The organism is Opitutales bacterium, from assembly GCA_013215165.1.
In the GTDB taxonomy this organism is placed as follows: domain Bacteria; phylum Verrucomicrobiota; class Verrucomicrobiia; order Opitutales; family JABSRG01; genus JABSRG01.
In genome coordinates this window covers 1-18485 of the sequence record JABSRG010000054.1, presented here as the reverse complement: position 1 = coordinate 18485, position 18485 = coordinate 1, and the positions used below count along the sequence as shown (strand labels likewise).

Annotated in this window: 17 protein-coding genes and 1 tRNA gene; 13 read left to right on the top strand and 5 right to left on the bottom strand. The window is 51.4% G+C overall.

What is annotated here, in order from left to right; genetic code table 11:
- Window positions 1-12: 12 nt before the first annotated feature.
- A complete protein-coding gene (locus tag HRU10_11820) occupies window positions 13-1173 on the bottom strand; it encodes an efflux RND transporter periplasmic adaptor subunit (protein NRA27920.1) in 1161 nt (386 codons plus the stop codon).
- 87 nt (window positions 1174-1260) lie between these two features.
- Window positions 1261-1542 (bottom strand): hypothetical protein, encoded by a 282-nt coding sequence (locus tag HRU10_11815; protein ID NRA27919.1) that lies wholly within the window; start codon window positions 1540-1542, stop codon window positions 1261-1263.
- 104 nt (window positions 1543-1646) lie between these two features.
- Between HRU10_11815 and HRU10_11810 the strand changes: the two genes are divergently transcribed.
- The 3 genes from HRU10_11810 to HRU10_11800 are packed head-to-tail and all read left to right on the top strand — an operon-like array spanning window position 1647 to window position 4214.
- Entirely contained in the window at window positions 1647-3059 is a 1413-nt protein-coding gene (locus HRU10_11810) for a sigma-54-dependent Fis family transcriptional regulator (GenBank protein NRA27918.1), read from the top strand.
- Between the two features lie 45 nt (window positions 3060-3104).
- Complete coding sequence (mog, locus tag HRU10_11805) at window positions 3105-3623, top strand: molybdopterin adenylyltransferase (protein NRA27917.1); 519 nt, start codon at window positions 3105-3107, stop codon at window positions 3621-3623.
- 18 nt (window positions 3624-3641) lie between these two features.
- Complete coding sequence (locus HRU10_11800; GenBank protein ID NRA27916.1) at window positions 3642-4214, top strand: response regulator; 573 nt, start codon at window positions 3642-3644, stop codon at window positions 4212-4214.
- Between the two features lie 96 nt (window positions 4215-4310).
- Here HRU10_11800 and HRU10_11795 read toward each other — a convergent pair whose 3' ends face one another.
- Window positions 4311-7952: a response regulator gene (locus tag HRU10_11795; GenBank protein NRA27915.1), complete on the bottom strand. Its 3642-nt coding sequence runs from the start codon at window positions 7950-7952 to the stop codon at window positions 4311-4313.
- Between the two features lie 129 nt (window positions 7953-8081).
- On the opposite strand from HRU10_11795, the gene HRU10_11790 reads away from it, so the two are divergent.
- The gene (locus HRU10_11790; GenBank protein NRA27914.1) at window positions 8082-8954 is read left to right on the top strand and encodes an HDOD domain-containing protein; all 873 of its coding nucleotides are present in this window, start codon (window positions 8082-8084) and stop codon (window positions 8952-8954) included.
- 9 nt (window positions 8955-8963) lie between these two features.
- Here HRU10_11790 and HRU10_11785 read toward each other — a convergent pair whose 3' ends face one another.
- Window positions 8964-9422, bottom strand: a complete 459-nt coding sequence (locus HRU10_11785) for an acetolactate synthase (GenBank protein ID NRA27913.1) — start codon at window positions 9420-9422, stop codon at window positions 8964-8966.
- 275 nt (window positions 9423-9697) lie between these two features.
- Between HRU10_11785 and HRU10_11780 the strand changes: the two genes are divergently transcribed.
- The 9 genes from HRU10_11780 to gcvT all read left to right on the top strand — a co-directional run bounded on the left by HRU10_11780 (window position 9698) and on the right by gcvT (window position 17808).
- Complete coding sequence (locus HRU10_11780; GenBank protein NRA27912.1) at window positions 9698-10594, top strand: UDP-2,3-diacylglucosamine diphosphatase; 897 nt, start codon at window positions 9698-9700, stop codon at window positions 10592-10594.
- Window positions 10595-10628: 34 nt separating this feature from the next.
- A complete protein-coding gene (locus tag HRU10_11775) occupies window positions 10629-11087 on the top strand; it encodes a hypothetical protein (protein NRA27911.1) in 459 nt (152 codons plus the stop codon).
- A gap of 109 nt (window positions 11088-11196) precedes the next feature.
- The gene (locus tag HRU10_11770) at window positions 11197-12936 is read left to right on the top strand and encodes a SurA N-terminal domain-containing protein (protein ID NRA27910.1); all 1740 of its coding nucleotides are present in this window, start codon (window positions 11197-11199) and stop codon (window positions 12934-12936) included.
- 57 nt (window positions 12937-12993) lie between these two features.
- Window positions 12994-14172 (top strand): glycosyltransferase family 1 protein, encoded by a 1179-nt coding sequence (locus tag HRU10_11765; GenBank protein NRA27909.1) that lies wholly within the window; start codon window positions 12994-12996, stop codon window positions 14170-14172.
- Window positions 14173-14252: 80 nt separating this feature from the next.
- A complete protein-coding gene (locus HRU10_11760; protein NRA27908.1) occupies window positions 14253-14915 on the top strand; it encodes a DUF502 domain-containing protein in 663 nt (220 codons plus the stop codon).
- Between the two features lie 19 nt (window positions 14916-14934).
- Window positions 14935-15552 (top strand): hypothetical protein, encoded by a 618-nt coding sequence (locus tag HRU10_11755; GenBank protein ID NRA27907.1) that lies wholly within the window; start codon window positions 14935-14937, stop codon window positions 15550-15552.
- A 62-nt stretch (window positions 15553-15614) separates the two neighbouring features.
- Window positions 15615-16292 carry a hypothetical protein gene (locus HRU10_11750; protein NRA27906.1) on the top strand — a complete coding sequence of 226 codons (678 nt, stop codon included), beginning with the start codon at window positions 15615-15617 and terminating at the stop codon, window positions 16290-16292.
- 269 nt (window positions 16293-16561) lie between these two features.
- A tRNA-Glu gene (locus HRU10_11745) sits at window positions 16562-16639 on the top strand.
- Window positions 16640-16755: 116 nt separating this feature from the next.
- Window positions 16756-17808 carry a glycine cleavage system aminomethyltransferase GcvT gene (gcvT, locus tag HRU10_11740; GenBank protein NRA27905.1) on the top strand — a complete coding sequence of 351 codons (1053 nt, stop codon included), beginning with the start codon at window positions 16756-16758 and terminating at the stop codon, window positions 17806-17808.
- A 472-nt stretch (window positions 17809-18280) separates the two neighbouring features.
- Here the strand turns inward: gcvT and HRU10_11735 are convergent, their stop codons facing one another.
- On the bottom strand, window positions 18281-18472 hold the full coding sequence (locus HRU10_11735; GenBank protein ID NRA27904.1) for a hypothetical protein: 192 nt from the start codon (window positions 18470-18472) through the stop codon (window positions 18281-18283).
- Window positions 18473-18485: the final 13 nt, after the last annotated feature.

Here is an 18485-nt window from a genome sequence, read left to right as displayed (position 1 = left end):
AGCGACAGTTCCCTAGATGGAAGTAGGGTTAAAGGCTGAGACTGCGACTCCATCTTCAAGGAGTTGCTGCCCCACAATAACGACAGAGCCATCGATACCCTCGCCGATCACTTGCACCACTGCGCCCTCGCGAATTCCAACTTTCACAGAACGCCACAGGACACGGGTTCCCTCAGAATCTAGAATAAATACGCCCTCGCCCTCTTCGCGCTTAACCAGAGAAATTTCCGGGACTAGGGTCGCCGCCTCAGCGCGATCGATTTCCACAGTTACACGCACAAACATCCCAGGTTTGAGAAGCTGGTCGCTGTTACCCACGCGCACCTCTACGCGAGCTTGGCGCGATGAAGAGCGGAAGACGGGAGCGATCCGGGCAATCTCCCCGACGAATACTTGTTCTGGCCAAGCATCCGTAGCGAGGTCCACCGGCTGACCCACGGCGAGGCCGCGGTAATCTCTCTCCGTCACAAAGAACACGGCGGTGAGTGTGTCGATATCGACAATCTGCATCACAGGGTCGTTCGAACCCACAAGCTGCCCTGCATCCACAAAACGCTCAGCCACGACGCGCCGCGTGTCGTCTCCAGGCCAGCGAGCCACTATCTCGGTATATCCCAGGCGGATATTCGCCTCGGCCAGAGCAGCTTCGGCACGCTGCTTTTGAGCTTCGGCTACAAGCTGCCGCGCTCGACCCGCCGCCAGGCCTTGCTGCGCTTCATCCAAAGATGCGTCCGAAGCAATACCCCGCTCGTTGAGCGACTTGCTACGCTCGGCGGAGCGTTCTGCCGTGAGTAAAGCATTGTTCGCTTCCTGTAGATTTGCCTCCGCCACACGGAGCTCTGCCTCGGCTTGTGCCAGCATCTGGCGAAATTCATCGTCTTCCAAGGTCGCCAAAACCTGCCCCGGGACTACGCCATCGCCAAGATCAACGCGGATCGAATCGAGACGCCCTGACACCTTAGGTGCCACATCAAACAATGCACCGGCTTCGAGTGAACCGCTGTAGGTCCGCATAGAGCGAATCAAACCATTTTCGATTGGCACCACCTCGACCGGCGCCGGTGCTCGCTCTCGAGCACGACGACTAGAATCATCTCCGCCGCATGCGGAAAAAACGAGCAATCCCGCTAAAACTGTAAAAGATAGGAAAGGTTTGTAGGATGCGGTGACCATGAAGATGGCACCTAAAATATCACAATTCGTTCCCAAGTGGGGGATTTCCGGAAGAAAAACCCTAATAATTTATACGTTGGGAAAAATCTAAGAGGACTGGCTCTCGATGTCCTCAAAAGTCGCCAATCGTAAAGGGCTCTGCTCGGGCGAAACTTCCTGGGCAGCGACCTCAACGATTCCCTGGTTTCGACCGGGTTCAGGAACGGGCACCGCCGGAGTCGGCTCCCCCTGGGGGCCAGTGTTCGGACGCGGAACCCAGACTTGAACTGTGTGTGTCGACGCACGTGCCAAAATCCGGATCAAGTTTAAAGAACACCATCCAGTAAATGCCATAATGGCGAGCTGCACCCATGCGTTATCTATCCACATCCTACCAGTATGCTCACAAGTCCTTTAAATAAAAGTCTGGAATTCTGCTCTTTACCTTGTGAGCTAGAGTCGCGGACCTAACGTTCCCCGAAATATACCCCATTATGCCTGCCCAAGATCCATCTGCTTTGCGTGTCTTTCTTCTCAGTCTTGAGAAGGAGCCCACACTGATGGAGCGCCTAAGAGAAGCCGACCTTAGGGTAACCCTGCTCCATCCAGATGACATCGAGGGAATCAGTCCAGACAGTCTAAATGATGTCTATGTGGTCCCTTTTTCTTGGTTTGAACATCCAGCTTGGTCCTCGGTTCGCGTCACGCTTGCCCGCACCTGCCGCTACTACGTCGTGCTGGGTGAACAGCTTCAGACCCAACACATCGTGCAGGCGACAAGAGACGGCGCCTATGATGTCGTCGTGCTGGCTGATACCCTTGATCGGATTCGCGAAAGTGCCGAAAATGCCGCGCGCAGCCAACAGCTCTGGTGGCAACTCTACGGAGGCCAGTCTTCAAGCAATGATCAGATCCTCATTGGGCAGTCGCGCATCATGGCGAATCTTCGTGAAGCGGTTCATCGAGCTGGGCCTACTGTCGCGACAGTGTTAATCATTGGAGAGTCTGGCACGGGTAAGGAACGTGTGGCTCAGGCATTGCAGACTGCTTACGGCAGCGGCCCCTTCATCACTTTAAACTGTGCCGCGATTCCAGCAGAATTGATGGAATCCGAACTCTTTGGCGTCGAAAAGGGCGCATATACCGGTGCAGAAAAACCACGGAAGGGGTTAGTTGAGGAAGCGTCCGGCGGGACTCTTTTCCTCGATGAAATTGGAGAACTCAGTCTCTCCCTGCAACCTAAGCTCCTGCGATTTTTAGAAACCCGCATCGCCCGGCGCATCGGATCAAATCAGGAGTACAAGGCCAATGCTCGCATCATTGCCGCGACCAACCGTGGCCTCAAAGCTGAGTCGGCTTTGGGAAAATTCCGCCTCGATCTCTACTATCGTCTCGCTGAGGTCATTATAGAAACGCCACCGCTCCGAGATCGACTTGAAGACATTCCAGAACTGAGCCGGTATTTTATAGATCTAGCAGCGGAACGTTTAGGTAAAAATTTCGAGTCTCTTGAACCTGAGCTGATACAGACCTTCCAATCACACGACTGGCCCGGAAACGTTCGCGAGCTCAAGCAGACAATTGAGCGCCTGGCGATCCAGTACGATGGGCCTGTAATGCGCCGCGGCTGGTGGCAGCCACCGGAGCGAGCTAAAGAAGTTCCTGAAGCGGTTTCAGAGTCTACAGCACATGCAATCTCGGCCTACCCTGCGTCGAGCAATCCGAATTTCAGTTATAATAACCAAGCCGGAACCGTCACGCCCGCAGCACCCCTCAATAAGAAACAAAAATGGGGACGCGCTCGGCAACTTATTGAGGAGAGTGGCGGCGACTTAACTTGGGTCGCAGCACAAATGGGCATCCATCCGACGACACTCTATCGCTGGAGGAAGGAAGGCAAAGTTTAGACTTCTGCTCGTAGCGGCACAAAAAAACGCATCAACACTTTGGATATGAAAATAGGCGTCATCAATGTTTCCGACCGAGCCAGCGCAGGTGTCTATGAAGACATCCCAGGAAAATCCGCCGTCGCGCTCTTTGATGAATGGATTACCTCGGAATTTGAGACAGCTTACGCCGTCGTCCCCGACGAGCAGGACCAGATCGAGGCTACGCTCAAGCGATTTGCGGAGGATGAGGGGTGTTCCTTTATCATCACCACTGGCGGGACTGGACCCGCTCCTCGCGACGTAACGCCCGAGGCTACGGAAGCAGTATGTGAGAAAATGATGCCGGGTTTTGGCGAACTGATGCGAGCCACGTCGCTCAAATTCGTTCCGACCGCGATTCTTTCTCGGCAGACCGCAGGGATACGGGGCGAAACGCTCATTGTGAATCTACCTGGCAAGCCTAAGGCGATTCGCGAATGCCTAGAGGCTGTTTTTCCTGCGATTCCCTACTGTATCGATCTGATCGGTGGACCTTTCATAGAAGTCGACTCAAGCAAGATTGACATATTCCGTCCCAAATAAAGTTAGCTATTTTTGATCGTGAGAGTCCTTGTCGCCGAAGATAACCCAATACCGCAAAAAATCCTCGCCAGCCATCTGGCGACAGAGGGGTTCGAAGTGGTCACGACCAATGATGGTGAAGAAGCCTGGCAACGCTATAATGCTGAGCCATTTCGTATCGTGGTAAGTGATTGGCTGATGCCTGGCCTCGACGGTGTTCAACTCTGCGAGCAGATCCGTAATCGCCCCGATACGCCCTACACATACTTCATCATGCTCACCGCCAACACTGATGAAAAGCGGAACTACCACATTGCTATGGAGCATGGTGTCGATGACTTCCTCAATAAGCCTCTGAACCGCTCAGAGCTGAGTATCCGTTTACGAGTCGCCGAACGTATTCTCAACTCGACTAGCCGCATCGAACAGCTTGAAAACATTCTCACGATCTGCGCCTACACGAAGAAAATCCGTATCCCAGACGAAGGCTGGCAGACGATCGAAGAATTCATGGGGCGTCATCTGAATATCCAACTATCCCATGGCATTGAACCGGATTATTACGAGAAGGTGCTCAAGCCGCAGATTGAGGATCTAAAGAAGAATGACTGACGCAGCGAACATCACATGCCGGCTTAATCGAGCCCTTTTACGGAAGACTTTTCTAGAGGCTTCCTTTTAGGGACACGTCGTCTTGGTAAACTGGTCCTAGCTCTTCGGATTTAGATTTTCTTTGTAAACCTTCAGTTCTTCAAGGAGTCCGTCGAGGTCCTGTTCTAAATCCTGAGCAATTAGACGGGCTTTTTCGAAATTTTCGTCTTTATCGACCACCTCGATAAGTCGCCGCATCGTCTCTATCGCAGGCTCTGCACCAAATGGCCCGAGACTATTTTTGATAGAATGGCAGACCTTGTGAACTCCGTCACTGTCCATCTGTTTCAATGCATGGCGGAGCTTATTCATTAGCTCAGGGGTGGTGCTCTCATAAAGGTCTATGATACTGACCATCAGCTCAGGGTCGTCTCCAATCTGATCCAAAAAAACTGATTTATTGAAAAACTGCAGCTTGTTCACACTGCGCAGCGTTGGATCTTCCTTGGGCTCCATCGCATCTTCTGACAGCTCTTTACCTTTGGATTCGGGTGAAAATTTCTCGACCATTTTTATAAATAGCTGCCGGTCGAGTGGCTTGGAGATGAAGTCGTCCATACCCGCTTCAAAAGCCTCGTCCTTAGCCTCATTCATCGCATGAGCGGTCATGGCCACGATAGGAGTTCGCTCTCGATTATCACCTTCCGAACTTCGAATGATCTTCGTCGCCTCCAGACCGTCCATCTTCGGCATCTGGATATCCATAAGGATTACGTCGTAGCGGGCCTGACGGAAACGCTTCACTGCTTCGATTCCGTTAATAGCTACATCCACCTGGTGTTGACGCTTGTTTAGAATTCCCAGAGCAACCCGGCGGTTTACCTCATTATCCTCAACGAGTAAAATCCGCATGGAATGGGTTGCACGTGCTTCTTTATTCGTCGCAGCAGTGACCGGAGCTGGCAAGGCGCCAAAGGCATGTCTGGAGTCTTTGCCTCCCTTTACGACACGCAGGCAGACTTCTAATAATTCGGCATGGGTCACCGGCTTGCTGATCATTCGCTTCGCACCCATCAGAGAATAACGTTCCGTATACTCAGCGCTGGCGGATACGGGGAGGATCAATACCAATTGTCGAGAGATGACAGAGCCCGCCAAGAGACCGTCGAGATAAGCCTGTCGATTCGACTCCTCGAGGCTCGTGTCGAGGAGTGTAATGTCGAACGGATGTTGGCGTGCGTTATAATATTCGTGTTGAGAGAGAACAAGGTTACCCGCACGGATAAACACACCTTCGACACCCCACTCATCAAAGCAGAGCCGGATAAATTCACGGTGATTATTATTTCCCACAGCAACTAGGGCACGTTTGCCAGCCAACGGCTTGGGGTTGAGTCCCGGTGGAAAAAAATCTACGTCTGGCGCGACTTTTAGACGGGCTGTAAAGTAGAAGGTCGAGCCCTGACCATACACACTGTCGACCCAAATTCGACCCTCCATTTTGGAGACCAGCTCAGTTGAAATACTCAGGCCAAGTCCAGTGCCACCATAGAGCCGAGATGTCGTGCCATCCGCCTGCTGGAATGAAGAAAAGATCTTTTGCTGCCGATCTTTGGGTATTCCAATTCCAGTGTCCTTAACCGCGAACAAGAGCACCACCCCGTTTTCACTGTGATCGTTGACCTCGACCTTTACAAAGACCTCGCCCGTATCTGTAAATTTAACAGCATTACCTAATAGATTAATTAGAATTTGGCGCAAGCGCCCCACATCTCCGAGTAGACGATTCGGGACGTTCGGCTTTATCAAAACGGAGAGATCGATCTGTTTTTCCCGAGCCCGGACTCCCAAAGTCTTAACGGTATCCTCAATATTTTTGCGAAAATCAAAAGCCACCTCCTGTAGGATAAGGCCACGCCCCTCTCCCATTTTCGAGAAGTCCAGGATATCGTTTACCACCGACAGCAGTGCCGTCCCGGAGTCACGGATCATAGAAAGATACTCGCGCTGCTGGGCTGAGAGTTCCGTCTCTAAGAGAAGATCGGCTATCCCAATGATCCCATTCATTGGCGTGCGGATTTCGTGGGAGACGTTAGTCAAAAACTCATTCTTCGACGCCATCGCCTCACGGGCCTCGCTCTTTTCCTGCTCCAGCGCGCGCGCGGTCCTTTCGAGATTCTTAGCGAAGAGCGACTGCTGAAGAATGGGCTCTAAAGACTCAAGAAAGTCGGCTACGATTTGCGGAGTGACACAATCAAAGTCGATGGAGACAGTACACATCACCCCTTCGCTAGACTTCATATCGACGAGGTACGAAGCAGAATTCTTTTCCCAGCCCGGCAAGAGCTCATCGATGGCAAGTATATTGTCCTCGGGCACATATTTGGACCATGCTTCCTCATCATTCAGCCGCCATACCTGCACTTCTGGCTGCCCATCGGCATCAAGGATAGTGTGATCAAACAACATGACCGATTGCACACTTGCACCCAAATGGCTGACGCCACGCAACAAGGCAGTGAGGAACACCAAAATCGTGGGTTGATCTTCCGACTTATGTTGGCTGCGCTCGCGCGCTTCAGTTAATTTCTGGCGTTCGAAAGTCGCATAGCGTTCGGCTGTAAATCCATAGTCTACTTGGGCACGGCGCACTGCTTCGAACACTTCTTTAATCCTCACCACCAATTCAACGTCTCGGCCAATGGTGCGCGCTACATTCTCCATTTGAATCGCCTGGGCGTGAGCGAAAAAAGGACTGAGCCCAAGGCTAACCGCCTTGAATGTAGTTTCGAAAAATGCTCTGCGAAAACGCTTCTTCTTTTGAGTAGTAGCAAGGAGCTCGCGCGCGAGTTGTAATGCGACCTCCACCGAAATGACGTCGCTAGAAAAGAAAAACCGAGCTAGCTCATAGATTCCTGGGGCTTCCTCCGGCAAGTCTTCAGGAAAGACACTGTATTCTCCTTGCCGATTGGCGTCAGTAGTCCCACGTATTACAAAATCACTATCAATAATCTCGCGCACTCGCGGCTCACGCCGGTTTCGTGTTTTCGCAATCACGATCTTTGCAGCTTGATAGCCCATACAGTAGTAAGGAGGACAGACTGCGCTGAACCGGCCGTGTCCATACTCACTCAAAGCACGACTTAAATTGTCAAAGTCGATCACCGCGACATCCCGAGGAATCCGCTTGCCCTGAAGCTCCACCGCTGTGCGCAAACTCAATCCGAGATGGTTGATACCCGAGACAATAGCAGAAATTTCAGGATTTTCTAAAATTACCTCCCCGATACGCTTCCGCGCATCTTCAGGGTCATCTGCCTCAAGAATATAAAATGGAACGAGAACATCCTCAAAATGCGTAGACACCACTGCTTTAAAGGCCTCAATACGCTCTTTGTAAAATGGCTCTCTCTCGGCAGCATAACAGATGAAAACGATGTTGCGATGCCCCAGCTCTACCAGGTGTTGCAATGCTTCTTTAAGCGCACGCTTGTAGTCCCAAAAGACACGACTTGCTATGGTCTCCTTACGCGAGATGCATACCATCGGAAAGCTGGGTCCAAGAAATCCCCGAGCCTCATTCTCAAAGTCTCCTGCAAGATTATTGAGAATCATACCAGAGACCGTCTGGTCGTTCAGAATCGAAAGGTCCGAGTGGACCGCGAAATCAACCCCCTCTTCCAAACAGGCCAAGCGAGCACCCAGATAAAACTGGGCGTTTTCTTGTGATGGAACAGGGTCGATGAATCCAATGCGCATCTACTTAGGGAGTTTGAGAACTGAAAGATTCGACTCTTAGCTGCGACGCTAAAGACGGCTATTCTGCAACAAATCTATGAAGAATGCAAAGTCGCCGCATAATTCCTCTATTCAAAGCGTCCTCAAGCGATGGATACAGGCTCCGACTTTGTTTACATGCCTTTGCTCGATCGATCAAAGATTCTCAAGCTCGCGGAGGAACTGCCGCCGACACCTCAGATCTTATCTAAGATCCAGAGCTGCATGCAAAATCCCGACTCAGATCTAAATGATCTGGTGAAACTTATTCGGATGGATGCGACGCTGGCTGCACAGGTTGTCCGATTGAGCAATAGTAGTTTTTACGGAGGTTCGATCCCAAGCGAGAACATCATGGAAGCCGTTCAGCGTTTAGGGTTTCGCGAGGTCCATCGACTCGTCGGCTTAGTCGCAGCCAAACAGTTTATGGGAGCGGCCGCACCAGTCTACAAATTGAAGGCAGGCGAACTTTGGGAAATTTCCATCATTCGGGCTGTCATGTTAGAGACCTTCGCAAAAGCAGTGGGTGTCAATCACGACACGGCCTACACTATCGGACTACTTCACGGCATAGGAAAGGTTGTGGTAAATCAATGCACGCTCGAAGCAGGGTTGTCTTTCTATGATGAGGTAGAGGACGGACAAGTCTCGCCCGAGCTGGAGCAACGCATCTTGGGTATGCACTTTGGAGATATCGGCGGCGTCCTTATGGAATGCTGGAAATTTACTCAGGAAGTTATTTTACCAGTGCGTTTTCAAGTATCGCCTTTCGATGCTCCCGATCAACGTGTCATGACCTGCCTGCTCTACCTTTCCACCCATCTTGGCGACCAGTGGCGCGCAGAAGGAGAAGCCGACCCGTTTTTAGTCGAGGACGTAGAGCAAATTTATGAGATTACTGCTCTGAAAGAAAATGATATCCCTTCCATCTTGGAAACCACAGCTGAGCGGATCGAAAAAATTAAGTCCGAGTTCAATTTCTAAACTGCGCTGCTAACGAGTCAGGTCGTTGCGACTGAGGACCTTGATGCCAGAAGTCTTCAAAATGGAGGTGGCAATATCATTGTCCTCCATTCTGAGCACAAAGGCCGAAGAGCCATTGGCACGCCCAATAAAGGGATAGATATAATGCACATTCACCTCCGCTTGAACCAACGCACAGGTGACCTTATGCACATCTGACAGTTGGGACACTTCTACCGCAAACACTTCCACTTCGTTAAAAGCAAAGCCTTTCTGCTTTAGGATATCTCGAGCTTCACTGTGGTAATCACAAACCATTCGGATGATAGCGCTGTCAGTCGTATCGATCACCGTGAACGCTAGGATATGTAGCTCTCGGTGAGTGAGCGCACCAATCAGTTCATTCAGCCTACCGACCTTATTATCGGCGTAGACCGAAAATTGGATAATTGGCTCCTGCCACCCTTCTCTTTCAGTGATTATACCCATGCTGAATCAAGAAATGGGGTTGAGAACTGGATACGTAAGTAGGTTCTAATCATCATCTTGCCCATTCCCCTTAACGGATGCTTTATTCAGAAAGCAACCCCCGAAATACGAAGCAACCGCTTTGGACTCTTAGCCAGAAATCGCTCTGCACGAAACCCAACACTTTTCGGTTTCAAATTTGCGACAACTGCAACGGAAGTGTAATATTCGAGTCTCAGACCCTAATTCATTTTGACCCAGGACAACGACGGTTTATTACTCAAGACTCAAGCGCGATGGCTACTACTCTCAAATTCCGCACGATATTCTTGTCAGATATTCATCTGGGAACTGAAGAGTGTAAGATCGATGAGGTAAACCATTTCCTAAAGCACAGCCATTCTGAGAAGCTTGTTCTAAACGGAGACATCATTGATGGCTGGAGCCTGTCACGCAAAGGGGGTTGGACCAAAGGTCACACCCGCTGCATCCGATTGATCCTTAAGAAACTCGAAAAGAAAAACCTCGAGGTCATCTATACCCGGGGCAATCACGATGACATCTTGACGCGGTTTCTACCTCTCGAACTCGATCGCCTACGCATTGTCGAGAGCCACATCCACCACGGGGTGGAAGGCGATTACCTGGTGGTCCACGGTGATGGATTTGATGCAGTCACCACCAATCACAAGTGGTTGGCTGTGATCGGCGACATCGGCTATCAATCACTGCTCAAAATCAATCGACTCTATAACAAATACCGCGCCTGGCGGGGCAAAGAGTATTACTCGCTTTCGAAAGCGATTAAGGCCAAAGTGAAGTCAGCAGTAAACTTTGTGGGTAAATACGAGGAACAGCTTCAGCACCTCGCTCAAAAGCATAATTGCTGCGGTATCATCTGCGGCCACATCCATACCCCTGCCAACAAATGGATCGACAACGTCCACTACCTCAATTCAGGCGATTGGGTTGAGTCCCTTACTGCTCTAGTGGAGCACTTAGACGGAAGTTTCGAAGTCATTTCATTCCGCGAATTTGAGCGCAGGCGTCAGGAAAAAGCCGAGCGCAAAAAACACAGCAAGATCGTAAATATACACGATGAGCTTGAGCCCGTATCAGAAGACGAGGAACACGAACCTGTTGATGTCGCAGAGACCATCATACATGTTCAGCAAGCCCTCAAGAACCCGTAGTCAGGTTTAGCTTGTTCTGGTCGACTTTCGATGCATGGACCGTTTTGAGGCCTATGCTGAACAAATAAAACCCGTAGAGACCAAACTCCTCTACGAGAATTTCTTGTTGATGTCTCTTGAGCTTCAAGACGAGCGATTCCAGGAGGACATCAAAGAGCTAAATGGCGAAAAGTTGCGCTGTGAAATCAGCAGAAAATTAGCAAAGTATACTTTGGGAGAGATTGTGAACAGCTGCCCTGACCCACAAACCGCAAACTTCGTCTTCGCGCGCGGCTTCGGACTCCTCAACTATATTTTCGTCATGAAAGGGGAGCATTTTCTTAACTACAATAATTCTCTCCCCGAATACGTCTTTGAGATCTGTTGTGAAATGCCCATGCATTGGGAGGGCGAGGAAGCTTATGGATTTTTCACTTTCAATTTGATGGTTCTACAGAAACGTATCGATGCCGAAGTCGGCTGCGAAAACGCCGATCCCTTCACGAGCGAGTAGACCAGCCAGGCATCGCTAAAGATGTGCAATAAGCACAAGCTCAGAAACCGTTGACAGGCCGCGCGCTAATCGACGCAATGTCCGGTTTATTTCTCCGACTGAGACACTCATGATATCCTGGATACAAGACCGCCTGGCAAAGAACGGAAATTGGATTTTTAGCATCCTGCTCGTCGTCCTTCTGATTCCTTTCGTTTTCACTATAGGTAACACACCGGGCTGCGCCGGCACCGAACGCCGTGGCGAATCGACTACCTTTTTCGGACACGATTTTAGCCAAAACGCAGTGGCCGAAAAATGGACGCGCGACGCTCAGATAGCGACCATGCTGGAAACTGGGCGCCCCCCCATGAATGAGCAGATGGTGCAATTTTCCATGATGTCCCGTATCAGCTCACTAGCCTTAGCAGACGAATTCAACATCCCAACACCGGGCGCTCGTGAAGTGAAAGCATTCATCCCTACCTTGCGCCTGTTCCAAACACCCGATGGCAATTTTGACAACCAGGCCTATCTACAGTTTTTGGACAGCCTAGACACAAACCCATCACTGACAGAAAAAGATGTAGAATGGACCATCCAAAACTCCTTTCGCATTAGCGAGCTCGAGAAAGTCTTGGGCGCACAGGGGTTCTCACTGCCCTCTGAAGCACTCATGAGCCAGCAAGTGAAACGTATTCGATATAGCGTCGAAGTAGCGGAATTTAATAAAGCCACCTTCGATCCGAAAATCGAAGTCACCGACGAAACGCTGCAGCAATATTTCGATTTGAACGCGCCTGCTTATGAGGTTCCTGAAAAGGTAGAATCGGCCTGGGTGTCCTTCCAAGTAGAAACACTCAAAGAAGAAGTCTCTGTCACCCCAGACGAGGAAACGCTCCAGGCCTACCTAGATGAAAACGCCGGGAGATACGATGATCAGGCACCGGTCAACGAAGACGGCGAGCCTGGGGAGGTGACTCTAGACCTCGTTCGTGATGCAGTGCTTGCTGACTACACCATTGAAGCCACCACGCGCGAGGCAACCCGCTTAGCCGAACAGCGCGCCTCCGACCTGGCTTACGATCTCTATGAACTCAACGCTCCCTTTGGAAGCGAAGAGGTGACTGACCTACTCGCTAACCGCGGTCTCGAAGCCGTGGATCTACCTGCGGTGAGCGCCACAGAACGTGCAGCACGGCTCGGGCAAAACATGCCAGAAGACCTCCCCGCAATGCTGCATACCCTTGATGACAGCCGCGGCTTTACAGATGCAGTTCGTCTGACAAATGGAGATTTCGGAATCTTCTTTCTCAAGGGACGTCAGGAAGCCTTTATCCCCGAGTTGGCAGATGTGCGCTTTCGCGTAGACCGCGATTTCCGTCGCGCGGAAAAAGATCGTCTATTTTCGGAAGCCGGAGTGCGTATCTCCGACGACATCAATTCAAGTATCACAGAGGGTGCCTCGTTCAAACAGGCCGTTCTAGAAAGTGAGCTGGTTCTTCCCTTAGATGCCACGATCGAGATGTTCCTGGATGGACGAGACCTACTGTATATTGCGGAAAATACAGGATTCCAGACTCAGGTCTTCGAAGACTTCACAAGCCAACAGCGCCCGACTGATTTAGCCTTCCCGGTTCTCAATGCCCTGACCAACTTAAGCCCAGGTGAGACCTCGCCGATGATCACCTCCGGCGACACAGGCTACTTTGCCTACGTTATCAAAAAGGAAACTCCGGAGATCGCCAAAGACGATGGCGCGCTCGATACTGAACTGGCACAGATCGAAACCATGATGGCCTCACGGCTGGGACAAGGATTTCTCAATGCCATGATTCGGGCGCAAGTTCCGGACGAGGAACAGAACTAAATTCCGTATTACTTCCTCTATCACGGCAAATCCATCCTCAAGCCTTTGAACTAAAATATGAGGATAGCCATTATCACTGAGACCTTCCCTCCGGAAGTAAACGGGGTGGCAATGACCCTCAGCCGCATCGCCCGTGGCCTAGTTGCAGCGGGACACGAAGTCCTGGTGATTCGGCCCAAACAGAAACACGAAAAAATTTCTGATCACCATCATGAATTTCGAGAAGTCTGCGTCGCGGGGCTCCCGATTCCAGGGTATGACTCCCTAAACTTTGGCCTGCCAAGTGGATCAAAGATTGAGCACGTCTGGAAAGCTTGGCAGCCCGACATCGCCTACATCGCAACTGAGGGCCCCCTGGGCTTCTCCACCATTGGAGCGGCTGAGCGCCTCCAGGTTCCGGTAGTCTCAGGCTTCCACACCAACTTCAACCATTACATGGCCAACTACAACCTCCCGTTCTTAAAGGACGCCACAGGTTCGTATTTGCGTTGGTTTCACAACCGCACTCTGGCGACGTTTGCACCGTCACCGGACTCCATTAATCAGCTGGAGACTATGGGCCTACAGAACTTACGGCTCTTGGGTCGGGGCGTGGATACGGCTCTTTTTTCTCCTGAGAAACGAAATCCTGAGCTACGCACTGAATGGGGAGCGAGTGACTCAGATATCGTCGCCCTCTACGTCGGACGCATCGCTGCAGAGAAAAATCTACCGCTCACCATTGAAGCAATGCAGCACCTACGTGCCCTGCGGCCCGGGACACAGTGCGTGATGGTGGGCGATGGCCCTGAGCGAGCCAATGTGATGCGACGACATCCCGAATTCATCTATCCCGGAATGCAACGCGGAGAGGGTCTAGCCCAGCACTATGCTTCCGCAGACTTGTTTATCTTTCCATCGGTCACTGAAACATTTGGCAATGTAGTCACAGAAGCGATGGCCAGTGGCCTCGTGCCCATTGCTTACGATTACGCCGCACCGCGGCAATATATAGAGGACGGCAGTCAAGGCTTCATCGCGGCGTTCAATGATGACGTTGATTTTATCCGTGCATGCGACCGGGCATTGGCTGCACAAGGTACTTGGGATGAGATACGCAATCGTGGCCGACAAGCCATGGAGCACCTCACATGGTCACGCATCGTCGAGGAATTTATTGAGAACTTGCGTGAAGCCCTGAGTCGGTTTCCCACCCGTGACCAAGCACCCCCGCCCGTCAAGGAGGCCGCGCGTTAGCACCGATTACATATTTGTTTTTTGAAAATTCGGAACAGCTCCGGCTTCTCCGACTCCCCATCTAGGAATTTTAAATTAACATGATTCGATCTTTGCGCAACGGATTCATATCCGGCCTCGTCCTCGTAGCCCCACTCGGTGTCACACTATTTGTCCTCTCTTTTCTTGTCGATCGCGTCGGCAAGACTGCTGCCAACATCTTCTTCGGACGTGTCTTCGACGAGCAGTTACAGAGCGGATTTTGGAGCTTTGTACTCGGGTGTGCGTCGATTGTTATCGTGGCTCTCCTGATCACCTTAGTCGGGTGGCTATCGAAGCTCTTCTTCGCTCGGTTCCTTTTAAACATTGGTGAACAGTTTGTGGTCCGCCTGCCCTTCATTAACACGATCTATAAATCGGTTAAGCAGATCGTTAATACCTTCGCCCAGCAACAGAAAGCCATTTTTCAAGAAACGGTACTCGTAGAATATCCCCGCAAGGGCATGTGGGCCGTCGGCTTTATGACTGGAAACACCCAGGGTGAGGTTCAGGAAAAAACGTCGAAGCAGATGCTCAATGTCTTCGTACCGACAACGCCCAACCCCACCAGTGGCTTCCTGCTCATGGTCCCAAAAGAGGATGTAATCAAACTGGATATGGCGGTGGGCGATGGAATGAAACTCATCATTTCCGGAGGTGCCGTGGTGCCACCCAGCCCGTCAAAGGCCATCTCTGAACAAGCCCCGGAACCATCAGCAAGTTGATGGGAGACGTTCCTGGACCATGATCGGTCACTTGTTGCACTTCGAAGAGTATCGGGGAAAAGTCCTCCGACAGGTATGGCTCTCCCATGAAGGCTTGAAGACGACCTTCTTCCGCCTGTCACAAAAATCATCCACCCCACCTCCGCCTCTCCTCGCAACCTGCGACATCACCTACGACCATCCCAAAAAAAATCCCGAGGACTCGCCCTTCATCCGGGAATGGCAGCTCGTTACTGATCGCAGTGCAATCGCGAAGCCGTGGAAACGCCTGCAAGCGTCCTGCTATTTTGCTACATTCCTCCGGCTAAACGCTTCTCATTTTCCAGATCCTGCCGATGTATTTGAGTATACCGAGACAGTTCTCGATGCATTTCACATGCACCCCCACTTCAGCGCAGTCCTACTTAAAGGAATCACCCGGCTGCTACGCGCAGAAGGCTTTCCTGTGATAGAGGCCTGGCTTCCCCGACAACCCCAGCTCATTCTAGATTCTATGACGACACTCTTGCGCCACGCCATCGCAGAACCGCAAATCGCGGAACTCGATGATAAGCTGCTGAGCTCCTGCTGGCATAGCCTGCGTAGCTGGATCGAGCACGATACCGACTTCCTCCTTCCCTCTGGCACTGCCATTTAATCTCTTCTTCATCCCCAATGCATGCACTCAGGATATTTGTCACTCTAGTTACTCCGCTCCTGATGATTCCTTGCATCCGCGCTCAAAACGCCATAGATAAGCTGCCCTCGAAAGATGTTGCGCCAACACAATCAGATCCTGCGGCTCTTAAAGTTATCGCAAATGCAATCAACGCCCTAGGTGGCCGCGAAGCGCGCGAAAACATACAAAACCTGGTCCTTAGTGGCAAAGAAACCTACCTCAAAGACACTTACGAGACCTTCATTTTCAAGACACGCGATAATCAGATACGTATCGAAAGACGTCGCAACTTGTCAGGTCGTCCCATTGAGTTCTACTGGATTGCCATTCCCGACAGAGCCTGGTCAGTCGAATATTTTCGCGGCGAACCGACCTACCGTTGGTTCACCGAATCTGAGGGAGCAGCGCTCCTTTTTGACCATCAAATGTTTCCCAAATTCTTTAACTATGCAGAGAAGGAGGTCTACTTCAGCTATATCGAAAAAAAGAGCGAGCCGACAGGAGACCAACATGTGATCCGGGCCTTCCTGCCCACAGGGCATCGTATCGATTACGACATCGATGCCACGAGCTTTCTACCTACCGCTTATCACTTTAAACTGCGCGCCAACGGTCGCGTTGAAACGCGTAGCATCATCATCAAACGCTACATGCAGACAAACAATACCCTCTGGCCTGCTGAATATGACATTCTCGCAGACAATTCCCTCTTAGGTTAGCTCAATTTCAACCGAGTCGCTTCAAATCAACAGCTTCCGGAAGACCTCTTTACCCCCCCAGACCGTAAGTTCCTTAGCAATGAAGAAAATACCTCTTCAGCAGAGCCTACAGAGAGCTATTGAGGGGCCTCGACGGCAATCGCTCTCGCGATCACCCTACGAAATATGGGGTAGCCCTGCACTGCTTGGTTACACCTACAACGCGACATTTCCCTAAAAAAGGCTTGCGAGAACGAAACGTGAGAGCATCTTTGAAGCCTTTGGCATACGTCCCGTTCGTCTAGTCAGGCCTAGGACACCAGGTTTTCATCCTGGCGACAGGGGTTCGAATCCCCTACGGGATGCCATTTTTTTTAAGCTCCGTATCATTAGAGATTCCGGAGCTTTTTTGTGTGTCCGAAAATCCCGCCCAGATGACGGCAATGGTTTGCATTCAACAAGAAGAGCAAGAGGCTCCTTGAGAATGGAAAACCTGAAAGAGACTCCCCTCGCACCGCTACACCTTGAACGCGGAGCACGTATGGTTCCCTTCGCAGGTTGGTCTATGCCCGTGCAGTATAGCAGCATACTCGAGGAACATCGCCGTGTGCGCCAATCGGTAGGTCTCTTTGATGTCAGCCATATGGGACAAATCCGAGTCTCAGGAAACGATGCTGGCGCCTTTCTCGATTATCTACTCGTGAGCAAGCTATCGAACTTCCAACCCGACCAAGCCGCATATTCCATTCTTTGCAATTCATCGGGTGGGGCCGTCGATGACTTGATCATCTACTGCATCTCAGACAAGCAATATCTGCTCATCGTAAACGCATCAAACGCCGAGAAAGATCTGAAATGGATACAGGAGCACGCCGCAAAATTTGATGTAGAAATAGAAGACGAGTCCACAGCTTGGGGACTCTTGGCCATTCAGGGGCCACAAGCGATCGAACAAATAAAACACGCCGGCTGGCATGTTCCAGAAGTACGTTTTGGACACCTTGACACCACCTGGGGAGACACACCTGTCCGCGTCTGCCGGACCGGCTACACCGGCGAGGACGGCGTGGAGTGCCTGATTCGCTCTGAGGCTCTGCTCGATTTTACCACAATGCTCGAAACGCAGTTCGGATCGGAAGCTTGGTGCGGCCTCGGGGCGCGCGATTCACTGCGTCTCGAAGCAGGACTCCCTCTTTACGGCCACGAGCTGAGCGAAGAACTCGGACCCCTCGAAGCCCGCATGAAGTGGACTGTCGATTTTACCAAATCCGATTTCATTGGAAAAGACGCGCTCAACGAGCGTCTGTCAGCGCCAGATCGTAAGATAACGCGCCTGTTCCAAACAGCAGACCGACGCATTGCTCGCCAGGGAGCCCATGTCATCCGCGACGGCACATCGGTCGGAACGGTACTGTCCGGATCCCTCTCACCTACCAGACAACGCGGCATCGGAAGCGCACTCGTTCCATTCCGAGGCAAATCTGGCGAATGGGCAGTGGACATACGCGGGAAAGCGTTACCCATCGAATGGTTATAGAAAGGAGAAATGCCGGGCATACTCATGTTTTGTAGGGTAATCCCGTGAGGGATTGCCACAGGGTAGCTCGAATCCCGAATACGATCACGGACACGACAACGATGTGTCAGACAAAAACCAGCTCCTGGGACGCCTAGCTCCAGCTCGGCATTGAAATACCTGTATGAGAAACAGTGCAGCCTTCCCGGTTCCGGAAATTAGCGTCTATTCGCGTTTATTTGCGGATCAAACGAACCCCTCGGATTATTCCGAACAGATCGACAACGATCACGAAAGCGACAACGAAGCCAATGGGGCCTAATTGAAACAGCGGGGACATGTCCCCAACTGCCTTTTTTGATAGGGGTAGGGATGGGGCTATTAACCCCACCTCTCCCTCCGAACCGGACGTGCGGGTCTCCCGCATCCGGCTCTCAAGCTGGATGGTTACTTCACAACGAAGATGCGTTGCCTCGGTTTGGCTCTGCCAAGACTACATCACAAAACCTACCTCGCGAGGAGGCGGCACGCACAGATCAAGCCCTCGCGCATCAAACGGGCGCTTAGACCTCTGGGGTTCTAGATCCATCAGGACCAATCGATTCCAGATCGTTTGGTTCAATACGGATTCGCTGATCTCATCCTTCCTGCCTCCCTTGGCTTCATCCGCATTACCAGACTTCATAGCTACTATGGAG